Consider the following 9,034-nt stretch of genomic DNA (forward strand, 5'->3'; position numbering starts at 1 on the left):
CTCCCGGACCGGGGAGCGGCAGACACCGGGCCGGACCCGCACGACGGGGACGACGGCGAGGAAGTGCAGCCATGATCAGTGTTTTCGACCTCTTCAGCGTCGGTATCGGGCCGTCCAGCTCGCACACCGTGGGGCCGATGCGGGCCGCCCGGACGTTCGTGGCCGGGCTCAAGGCCGACGGTCAGCTCGCCGACGTCGCGCGGGTGCAGGCCGAGCTGTTCGGCTCGCTGGGCGCCACCGGCCACGGGCACGGCAGCGACCGCGCGGTGCTGCTCGGCCTGGAGGGCGAGGCCCCGGAGACGGTCGACACCGACTCGGTCGGGCCGCGGGTGGAGTGGATCCGGGCGCAGCGGCGGCTCAGCCTGCTCGGCACCCAGGAGATCGACTTCGACCCGGACCGGGACCTGGTGCTGCACCGCCGCCGCTCCCTGCCGTACCACCCGAACGGGATGACCTTCGCGGCCTTCGACGCGGCCGGCGAGCAGGTCCGGGTGCGGACCTACTACTCCGTGGGTGGCGGGTTCGTGGTCGACGAGGCGGCCGCCGGGGCGGACCGGATCAAGCCGGACACCACCCGGGTCCGCCACCCCTTCCTCACCGGCGCCGAGCTGCTGGCGGTGACCACCGAAACCGGGCTGTCGATTAGCGAGGTGATGCTCGCCAACGAGCTGTCCTGGCGCAGCGAGGCGGACGTGCGGGCCGGGCTGCTGGAGATCTGGCGGGTGATGCGGGAGTGCGTCGAGAACGGCTGCGCCCGCGACGGTGTGCTGCCGGGCGGGCTGAAGGTGCGCCGCCGGGCGGCCGAGCTGCGCCGCAGCCTGGAGGCGGATGCCGACGCCACCGACCCGCTGCACGCCATGGACTGGGTCACCCTGTTCGCGCTCGCGGTCAACGAGGAGAACGCGGCCGGCGGGCGGGTGGTCACCGCGCCGACCAACGGCGCCGCCGGGATCATCCCGGCCGTGCTGCACTACTACACCCGGTTCGTGCCGGGCGCCTCCGAGGAGGGCGTGATCCGGTTCCTCCTGGCGGCGGGCGCGATCGGGGTGCTGTTCAAGGAGAACGCCTCGATCTCCGGGGCCGAGGTCGGCTGCCAGGGCGAGGTCGGCTCGGCCTGCTCGATGGCGGCGGCCGGGCTGGCCGAGGCGCTGGGCGGCACGCCCGAGCAGGTGGAGAACGCGGCCGAGATCGGCATGGAGCACAACCTCGGCCTCACCTGCGACCCGGTCGGCGGCCTGGTGCAGATCCCGTGCATCGAGCGCAACGCGGTGGCCAGCATCAAGGCGATCACCGCGGCCCGGCTGGCGCTGCGCGGCGACGGGGTGCACGCCGTGTCGCTCGACAAGGTCATCAAGACCATGCGGGAGACCGGCGCCGACATGAAGATCAAGTACAAGGAGACCGCGCGGGGCGGCCTCGCCGTCAACGTGATCGAGTGCTGAACCCGAAGGGGTGAGGCGGCGCGTCCGCACGCCGGGCCGGGGCGCTCCGGGCGAGGATGGGACGGTGACGTCCGGCGTCGCCGCGCTCTGGTCCGCCCGCACCTCGCTGCGCATCCTGGTCCGGCGCGATCTCGCGGTGAAGTACCAGCAGTCGGTGCTGGGCTACCTCTGGTCGCTCATCGAGCCGCTCGGCATGGGCCTGATCTACTGGTTCGTCTTCGGCGTGCTCTACTCCGGCGCCACCAAACGGCACCTGGGCGACGCGGCCGGGTCGTACCCGCTCTTCCTGATCACCGGGATCTTCGCCTGGATGTGGGCCAGCTCGGCGCTGACCGAGGCGACCAACGCGCTGACCGGGCAGTCCCGGCTGATCACCACGATGAACCTGCCCCGGCAGGTCTTCCCGATCGGCCGGGTCACCGGCCGGTTCGCCGAGTACGCCGCCGGCCTGCCCATCCTGGTCGCCATCGCGGCCCTCTACGCCGGGCACGGCCGGATCCGCCCCGGCTGGAACCTGCTCGCCCTGCCGCTGGCCGTGACGGTGCAGTTCGTCCTGCTGGTGGGGCTGGCGCTGCTGCTGTCGGCGGGCAACGTGCTGATGCGTGACATCGAGCGCTTCATGCGGCTGATCATCCGGGTGCTCTTCTACGCCACCCCGATCATCTATCCGCTGAACCTGGTCCGGGACTCGGGCATGCCGGGCTGGCTCAAGATCGCGTACGAGCTGAACCCGCTGGTCGGGATCTTCCAGTTGCACCATGCGATCTGGTATCCGGACGAGTTCCCCGACGCCCGGCTGCTCACCGTCACCGTGGCGGGCAGCCTGCTGGTGTTCGCGGTCGGCTGGTGGTCGTTCCGCCGCCTCGAACCGGCCGTGCTCAAGGAACTGTGAATGGCGGCGATCATCGAGGCGGACGGGCTCGGCATCCGGTTCGTCCGCAACCGCCGCCGTCAGCTCCGCCTGCGGGAGCTGCTCATCCACCGGGGCGCCCGGGACCCGGACGCCGGCCGGTTCTGGCCACTGCGGGACGTGTCGTTCCGGATCGAGCCGGGCGAGACGGTCGGTGTGGTCGGGCGCAACGGCACCGGCAAGAGCACGCTGCTGCGGCTGATCGCCGGGGTGCTGATCCCCGACGAGGGCTCGATCCGGGTCCGCGGCCGGGTGGCCCCGCTGCTGGAACTCTCCGCCGGCTTCTCCGGCGACCTGACCGGCCGGGAGAACCTCTACCTGGTGGGCGGGCTGCACGGGCTGTCGACGGCGTACCTGCGGCGGCACTTCGACGAGATCGTCTCGTTCGCCGGTGAGCAGGTGGAACGGGCCATCGACACCTCGGTCCGGCACTACTCGTCCGGGATGAAGGTCCGGCTGGGTTTCGCGGTGATCGCCCACCTGCCGCACCCCGTACTGCTGGTGGACGAGGTGACCGCGGTCGGGGACGCGGAGTTCCGCGCGAAGTGCTATGCGACCATCGAGCGACTTCTCGCGGAAGGGCGCACGCTGGTGCTGGTGTCACACAACGAAAAGGACCTCACCCGGTTCTGTCGTCGGGGGCTCTACCTCGACGCCGGGCGGCTGACCGTCGACGGGACGATCGACGAGGCGCTGCACGCGTACGCCAGCGCGACGCAGCGGTGACGCTCGCGATCGTGCTCGCCGCCGGGCCGGCGGCGAGCCTGACCACCGACGCCGGGGAGCGCCTGGTCGACCGGCTCGCCGGGCAGTGGCGGCGGGCCGGGGCGGACGAGGTGCGGGTGGCCGCCGACCTGTCCGAGCTGGCCGACCTGGTGGGTGCCGCCACCGGGCCGGTGCTGGTCAGCGGGGCGGACCTGGTGGCGCACACCGCCGTACTCAAGCACCTGGCGACCAGCCCGGTGGGGCCGACGGTCGCCCTGGTGCTCACCGATCCGCCGGCCGCCGGGCAGGTGACGGTCCGCGAGGAGCGCGGCCAGGTGGTCGCCGTGGAGGACCCGGCGGGCGCGACCGGCGTGTTCGGGGGCGCCCTGCGGGTCGGTCCGGCCGACCTGCCGGCGCTGGCCGCCGCCGCCCGCACCGCAGCCGGGGGCGGGATCGACCAGCTCTTCGCCGACCTGGCCAGGTGCGGCACGCTGACCTTCGCCCACCGGGTACGCCTGCTCGTGGCGCACCGGGTCGGCGACCCGGCGGAACTGGCCGCGGCGCAGGCCGCCGTGGCCGCGGTCGACGAGGACAAGGCCGAGCTGCGGCTGTCGGTGAAGGAGCGGGACGACTTCTTCACCACGTTCTTCGTCAGCACCTGGTCCCCGTACGTGGTGAAGGCCGCCGCCCGGATCGGTCTGGGCCCGACCGGGGTCACCATGATCTCGGTGGCCTTCGCGGTGGCCGCCGCGGTGCTCTTCGGCGTCGGCGGGCGGCCCGCGCTGGTGGCCGGCGGCGTCCTGCTCTACCTGGGCTTCGTGCTCGACTGCGTGGACGGCCAGCTGGCCCGCTACACCCGGCACTTCAGCGCCTGGGGCGGCTGGCTGGACACCATGGCCGACCGGGCCAAGGAATACCTGGTCTACGCCGGTCTCGGCTATGGCGCCACGCAAGCCGGCTTCCGCTACGGCTGGGCCCTCGCCATCGCCGCCATGACCCTCCAGACCGTGCGCCACATGACCGACACCTGGTACGGCGTGCTGCACGACGAGGCGGCCCGGCGCCCCCGCGCGGCGGCCGGCGACGCGGGCGGCCTCGGCGGGAAGCTGAACGCCGCCTCGACCAGGGTGCAGGCGGACACCGGTTCGGTCTCCTACTGGCTGAAGCGGACCGTGGTCTTCCCGATCGGCGAGCGGTGGGCGCTCATGGCGGTGGCCGCCGCGCTGTTCGGGCCGCTGGTGGCGCTCTGCGGGGTGCTGGTGTGGGGGGTGCTGGCGTTCGCCTACACCGGGGCGCTGCGCACCCTGCGGGCGCGGTGGATGCGGGTGCCGGTGCTGACCACGGTCGACGCCGGCCTGCACCGCGACGACGGGCCGCTGGCCCGGACGCTGCCGGTGGTGCGCGCACCGCTGGCGCTCGCGGTGGTCGGCGCGCTCGGCGCGGCGGGCCTGCTGCTGTGGGCGCTGCTGGCGGTCCACGCCGGTCGCGACCTGCCCGGCTGGGCGGTGACGTTCGCGCTGGTGCTGCTGCTGAGCGGGGCGCAGGGCGCGCGGGCGGCGCACGACGGGCCGCTGGACTGGCTGGTCCCGGCGGCGCTGCGGGCCGGGGAGTTCCTCTTCGCGATCGCCGTCGGGGTGGCCGGGCGGGTGTCGCCGTGGCTGATCTTCGGGTACGTCTTCGTGCTGACCCTGCACCACTACGACCTGACCGCCCGGCTGGAGAAGCGGCAGGTGGCCCCGCCGCTGCACGCCGCCACGCTCGGCTGGGAGGGGCGTTCGGCGCTGCTGACCGTCGGGTCAATCGCCGGAATTGCGAGCATCACTCTGGCTACACTCGGTACGTACCTTCTCGTGGTTTTTGTCGCGAGCGTGGTCCTTGCCTGGGTGGTCCTGCCCGCCCGCGCCCGACGGGCGCCGGCGCCGGTGGCCGGGGGTGGCCGCTCGCCGGGCTGACGGAGGGCCGGCCGGGATGACCCTGATCAGCTTCGTCGTACCGGCCTTCAAGGTGCAGGGTTACCTGCGGGAGTGTCTCGACTCGATCCTCGACCAGCCGTTCGACGACCTCGAGGTGATCGGGATCGACGACGCCTCCCCGGACGACAGCGGCGAGATCCTGGCCGAGTACGCGGACCGCGACCCCCGGGTCCACCCGGTCCGGCTCGTCGAGAACGTGGGGCTCGGTCCGGCCCGCAACATCGGGCTGGACCGGGCCGCCGGCGCGTACGTCTGGTTCGTCGACGGCGACGACTGGCTGGTCCCCGGCTGCCTGCCGCACGTGGCCGACCGGCTCCGCGCCACCCGCCCGGACGTGCTGATCGTCGACCACGTCCGGGCGCACTGGAACAACGTCGGCACCCGCAGCGCCATGCGGGACGTGTTCGCCGCGCCGCCCGGCGAGGCGACCTTCCGGCTGCGGGACCGGCCGGAGACCCTGCGGCTGCTGCACACCGCCTGGAACCGGCTGGTCCGCCGGGAGTTCCTGGTCGAGCAGGGCCTGCGCTTCGCACCCGGCTGGTACGAGGACGTCTCGTTCAGCTATCCCGTGCTGATGGCCGCCGAGCGGATCGGCGTGCTGGACCGGGTCTGCCTCAACTACCGGCAGCGCCGGACCGGGGCGATCACCCGGACCCGGGGTGACCGGCACTTCGAGGTGTTCGCCCAGTGGCACCGGGTGTTCCGGCTGATGGACCGCTGGGGGCCGGCGGTGGCCGGGCTGCGCCCGGCCGTCTTCGAGCGGATGATCTGGCACTACCTGACCGTGCTCGGCAACGGCGAGCGGCTCGACCCCGCGCTGCGGGCGCCGTTCTTCGCCCAGATCCACGCCGACTTCACCCGCTTCCTGCCGCCCGAGGGCTACCCGGTCCCGCCCGGCCTGGAGGGGGTGAAGCACCGGCTGGTGGCGGCCGGGCGGTGGCGGACGTTCAGCGCGCTCCGGGCTGCCCACCAGGTCGAGGAGCGGGCCCGGCGCTCGGCCCGGCGGGTCAAGCGGCGGGTGCTGCCGGTGGCCCGCCGGAACGCCCGCCGGGCCCGGGACGCGGCGCTGCGCGAGTACTACCGGACCGAGTTGCGCCGGCCGCTCGACCCGACGCTCGCCGTCTACGCGGCGTACTGGTACCGGGGCTACTCCTGCAACCCGGCCGCGATCTACACGGCCGCCCGCCGCCTCGCTCCCCAGGTGCGCGGCGTGTGGATCGTCCGGCGGGACCGGGTGGACGTGCTGCCGCCGGGTGTGGAGTACGTGGTCGCCGGCACCCGGGACTACTACCGGGTGCTGGCCCGCGCGCGCTGGCTGGTCAACAACGTCAACTTCCCGGACTTCGTCCGCAAGCGACCCGGGTCGGTGCATGTCCAGACCCACCACGGCACCCCGGTCAAGGTGATGGGGCTGGACCAGCAGCGCTATCCGCTCGGGGCGATGGGCATGAACTTCGCGAACCTGCTGCGCCGGGTGGACCGCTGGGACTACAGCGTCAGCTCGAACAGCTTCTCCACCCAGATGTGGGAGCGGGCCTACCCGGCCGACTACACCACCCTGGAGGTCGGCTATCCGCGCAACGACCGGCTGGCCCTGGCCACCGCCGAGGAGTGCCGCCAGGTCCGCGCCAGGCTGGGCATCGGCCCCGAGGAGTACGTGGTGCTCTACGCGCCCACCCACCGGGAGCACCTGCCCGGCTGGCGGCCGCCGTTCGACCCGGACCGGATGCGCGACGTGCTCGGCCCGTCCGGGCGGCTGCTGATGCGCAGCCACTACTTCCACGACCGGGAGCGGCAGTTGCGGGGCGTGTCCGACGGCGCGGTGCTGGACGTGAGCGGGTACGACCGGGTGGAGGACCTGTACCTGGCCGCGGACGTACTGGTCACCGACTATTCCTCGGCCATGTTCGACTACGGGGTGCTCGACCGGCCGATCGTGGTCTACGCGCCGGACTGGGACGCGTACCGGGTGGCTCGGGGTGTCTACTTCGACCTGCTCGCCGAGCCGCCGGGCGCGGTGGCCGTCGACTTCCCCGGGCTGCTCGACGTCTTCCGCTCCGGCGCGGTGCGGGGAACGGCGGCCGAGGAGGCCCGGCGGCGGTTCCGGGCCCGGTTCTGCGCGCTGGACGACGGGCACGCCGCCGAGCGGGTCGTCCGCCGGGTCTTCCTGGACGAGCCGGTCTGAGGTTACTCGACGGTTACCTTACCGATGGAAGACCGCCAATACCACGTAATAGGTCTTTCACGATGTGAACATCGCACGTTTACCCGATGTGCGGATCCCATGATCCTGGTCACAGTCATTCCCGGGTTCGGCCGAGAGCTGGGGAGGTGACGGTGACCACCGTCGCGCTCAAGGATGTCACCAAGGTGTTCCAGGACGGGACAGTCGCGGTCGACACGATCAATCTGGACGTCAACGACGGCGAGTTCATGGTGCTGCTCGGTCCCTCGGGCTGCGGCAAGTCCACTGTGCTGCGGATGGTCGCCGGGCTGGAGGATCCCACCTCGGGCGCGGTGATGCTCGGCGGCGAGGTGGCCAACGACCTGCCGCCCCGGGAGCGGAAGATCGCGATGGTCTTCCAGGACTTCGCGCTCTATCCGCACATGACCGTGGGCGACAACATCGGCTTCCCGCTCCGGCTCTCCGGCGTGGAGCCCGAGCGGCGCGGCGAGCGGATCCAGGACGTGGCGAGCGCGCTGGGCATCGGCGACGTGCTCGGGCGCAAGCCCAGCCAGCTCTCCGGCGGCCAGCGGCAGCGGGTGGCGATGGGGCGGGCGATAGTGCGCCGGCCGGGCCTGTTCCTGATGGACGAGCCCCTCTCCAACCTGGACAGCGGCCTGCGCGCCGAGCTGCGCGCCGAGATCTCCGGGCTGACCCGCGAGCTGGGCGTCACCACCATCTACGTCACGCACGACCAGGCCGAGGCGCTGACCATGGCCGACCGGGTCGCCATCATGCGCAAGGGCGTGCTCCAGGACGTGGGCACCCCCACCCAGGTGTACGGCCGCCCGGCCACCCTCTACGTCGCCGCGTTCCTCGGCAGTCCCCGGATGAACCTGCTGGAGGCGTCCGTCTACGTCCACCTCGACCGGTACGTGGCGCTGAACCTCGGCGAGCAGGCGCTCTACCTGCCGTGGGACGACATCCGCAGCCGGGCCGTGGCGCACTACCACGGCGAGCGGATCGTGGTCGGCATGCGGGCCGAGGCGCTCACCCCGGTCGCCCCGGACACCGCCGGCGACGTGCTCCACGGCCGGATCCGCTACCTGGAACACCACGGTCACGAGTCGCTGGCCTTCCTGGACATCGGCGCCACGGCCATCGTGGTGGACGAGATGAGCTCCCCGGCGGAGAACGCGGCCCCCGGCCAGCGCGGCCTGCGCCGGTTCGGCCAGGTGATGCAGCGGTTCGCCGGGCGGGCCGCGGACGCACCGGTCTCCGCCGCGCCGAGTGGCAGCGGCAACCGGACCAGCGTGCTGCCCGACCCGGGCCGGCACCACCGCCGCCCGGCCGAGCTGGCCGTGCGGCTGGCCCCGTATCCGCAGGTGTCGGCGGGGCACCCGCTCGCCGTCCAGGTGCGGATGGACGCGCTGCACTTCTTCGACGAGCGCGGCGACCGGATCGACGTCGGCTGGCGCTGACGGCCTTCGCGCCGGCGGGTCTCCCCGTCGCCGACCGGCGGTGGGTGCCCGGGGAACGGTCACGGCGGGTTGACGACCGGCCGGCGGTAGGGGCCCCAGGCCACGAAGCGGCGGAACAGGTCGGCCGGGGCCGGGCCGTCGTCCGGGTTCAGCCGGTAGAGGTCCCGGGCCGCCTCGTGGAGCAGCCCGCAGAGGTAGAGCGACAGGCCGATCTGATCGTGCGCGTACTCCGCCTTGAGCAGCAGGCGCGCCTGCGCGCACGGCCACGGCTGCCCGCAGGCCCGGCAGCACCACATCGGCCGCAGCGGCGTGTGCGGTGGCGCATGAGACGGGTACGCCCGCGGCCGGTCCGCTGTGGT

7 protein-coding genes are annotated in these 9,034 nt (G+C 73.0%); 6 read left to right on the forward strand and 1 reads right to left on the reverse strand.

Annotation, left to right across the window (positions count from 1 at the left end):
• Positions 1-71 precede the first annotated feature (71 nt).
• From ACW0Q9_RS26170 to ACW0Q9_RS26195, 6 genes are all read left to right on the forward strand, one after another.
• Positions 72-1,442: an L-serine ammonia-lyase gene (locus ACW0Q9_RS26170; RefSeq protein ID WP_456185714.1), complete on the forward strand. Its 1,371-nt coding sequence runs from the start codon at positions 72-74 to the stop codon at positions 1,440-1,442.
• A gap of 64 nt (positions 1,443-1,506) precedes the next feature.
• A complete protein-coding gene (locus ACW0Q9_RS26175; protein ID WP_456185716.1) occupies positions 1,507-2,334 on the forward strand; it encodes an ABC transporter permease in 828 nt (275 codons plus the stop codon).
• Positions 2,335-3,078 carry an ABC transporter ATP-binding protein gene (locus ACW0Q9_RS26180; protein ID WP_456185718.1) on the forward strand — a complete coding sequence of 248 codons (744 nt, stop codon included), beginning with the start codon at positions 2,335-2,337 and terminating at the stop codon, positions 3,076-3,078.
• Positions 3,075-5,009: a DUF5941 domain-containing protein gene (locus ACW0Q9_RS26185; RefSeq protein WP_456185720.1), complete on the forward strand. Its 1,935-nt coding sequence runs from the start codon at positions 3,075-3,077 to the stop codon at positions 5,007-5,009. Before ACW0Q9_RS26180 ends, ACW0Q9_RS26185 begins: the two co-directional genes overlap by 4 nt.
• A gap of 16 nt (positions 5,010-5,025) precedes the next feature.
• Entirely contained in the window at positions 5,026-7,215 is a 2,190-nt protein-coding gene (locus ACW0Q9_RS26190; RefSeq protein ID WP_456185722.1) for a bifunctional glycosyltransferase/CDP-glycerol:glycerophosphate glycerophosphotransferase, read from the forward strand.
• Positions 7,216-7,367: 152 nt separating this feature from the next.
• A complete protein-coding gene (locus tag ACW0Q9_RS26195; RefSeq protein ID WP_456185724.1) occupies positions 7,368-8,675 on the forward strand; it encodes an ABC transporter ATP-binding protein in 1,308 nt (435 codons plus the stop codon).
• 59 nt (positions 8,676-8,734) lie between these two features.
• Here ACW0Q9_RS26195 and ACW0Q9_RS26200 read toward each other — a convergent pair.
• The coding region (locus ACW0Q9_RS26200; protein WP_456185726.1) for a hypothetical protein at positions 8,735-9,034 on the reverse strand (300 nt) is incomplete at its 5' end.

The sequence above is a fragment of the Micromonospora sp. I033 genome (assembly GCF_053890995.1).